The sequence below is a fragment of the Stenotrophomonas terrae genome (assembly GCF_001431465.1).
Taxonomy (GTDB): domain Bacteria; phylum Pseudomonadota; class Gammaproteobacteria; order Xanthomonadales; family Xanthomonadaceae; genus Stenotrophomonas; species Stenotrophomonas terrae.
In genome coordinates this window covers 1-1,431 of the sequence record NZ_LDJJ01000112.1, presented here as the reverse complement: position 1 = coordinate 1,431, position 1,431 = coordinate 1, and the positions used below count along the sequence as shown (strand labels likewise).

Below are 1,431 nucleotides of genomic sequence, written 5' to 3'. Positions count from 1 at the left end.
TGAGCGATGCCATCGCCCAGGCCGGCCTGGACCCGATGCAGGCAGATCTTTCCGGTGTCAGCCTCAGTCGCGATGGCGTCACCTACACCATCGACCTGGATCTTGTCGGCCGCAATGGCGGCAGCCCTGTTTTCCTGAAGGCCAACGACCATATCCACGTGCCCTACCTGGACCGCAAGGAAGTTTTTGTCGTCGGCGAAGTGAACCAGCCGGGTGCCATGAACTTCCGCACCGGGCAGATTTCCTTGAGCCAGGCGCTGGGGCGTGCACGCGGGCTGATACAAAGCACCGCCAACGGCAACGCCATCTATGTCATCCGCGGCGCCAGCGATCTGCAGAACATGCCCTCACAGGTATTCCACCTGCAGGCCAGATCACCGGCCGCCTTCGCGGTCGCCAGCCAGTTCGAACTGTATCCCGGCGACGTGGTGTTTGTCGGTGCTGCCGGCGTTACCCGCTGGAGCCGCTTCGTGAACCAGTTGCTGCCCTTCACCGCCATTCTCAGCAATACGGCCAGCGCGCACAGCGACCTGGACAGCAACTAAGCAACACATCATGACCAGCAAGGATGCCGTTACCGCAGCACCGCCCCTGCGCAACCTGTTGGCTGTGGCCGTGCTACTGAGCGCGGCACTGATCGCGGGCTGCGGTTCGCTTGCCGAGGCCAGCTTCAAGAGCATAGGCATCGCCATCAGCGGCAAGCCTGACATCGCGCCTGATCCGGATGCTGTTGCTGCCAACCGCTTTGCGCAGATCAAAGTAAACGGTAGTGATGGCGGCGCAATCCTGGTATTGGGAAACATCGATGGCAAACGCCAGGCCTGGTACAGCGCTGACCGCAGCATCGTCTTCCTGCAGGATGGCTTGGTGGTAGCAACCCACGGCGGCAGGTCCGAACTGCGCAGCATGTCGATTGAAGGCAGCAACCCATTTCATGACCTGCGCAAGGTAGAAGCCGGAACCACCGTGCATCGCCGATATGACGTGATGCCCGGTTACCACTACGGCATGCGCGTGACCGGCACTTTGCAGCCGCTCGGGCAAGAAACCCTTCGCATTCTGGGAAAATCACGCGAACTGCTGCATATCCAGGAAACGCTGGATGGCGCGGGTTGGTCTACGCGCAATCACTATTGGGTGGATCCAGACAACGGCTTCATCTGGAAAAGCGTGCAAGCGATAAGCGCGGACGCCTCTTTGGAGATTGTGCAACTCAAGCCATTCTCCGCCGATCTGCGCAACCGATAATGCGCATCTTCGCCCTGTTCTTTCTGCTGCTTTCGAGCACCGGCATCGCCGGTGCCACCTCGGTGCCTGTGGCTGCAAGCGGCAATGTCCGCAACCCGGGCAGCTATCTGCTGCCACCCGATAGCCGCCTGAGCCGGCTGGCATTGACGGCCGGCCCGACTGAAGACGCCTATATGCAGGCCG

General features: G+C 61.0%; 3 protein-coding genes. All 3 read left to right on the top strand.

Annotated features, from left to right (window positions below; translation table 11 throughout):
* The coding region (locus ABB27_RS18890; protein WP_211263738.1) for an SLBB domain-containing protein at nucleotides 1-545 on the top strand (545 nt) is incomplete at its 5' end.
* 10 nt (nucleotides 546-555) lie between these two features.
* Nucleotides 556-1,248, top strand: a complete 693-nt coding sequence (locus ABB27_RS18885; protein ID WP_057630859.1) for a YjbF family lipoprotein — start codon at nucleotides 556-558, stop codon at nucleotides 1,246-1,248.
* Nucleotides 1,248-1,431 (top strand): polysaccharide biosynthesis/export family protein (locus tag ABB27_RS18880; protein ID WP_152984698.1); only part of this gene is annotated, 184 nt, incomplete at its 3' end. The genes ABB27_RS18885 and ABB27_RS18880, both read left to right, overlap by 1 nt.

Bases quoted from the DNA above. Each gene is read 5' to 3' on its own strand.
- ABB27_RS18885 (WP_057630859.1), top strand. From the start codon at position 556: ATGACCAGCAAGGATGCCGTTACCGCAGCACCGCCCCTGCGCAACCTG.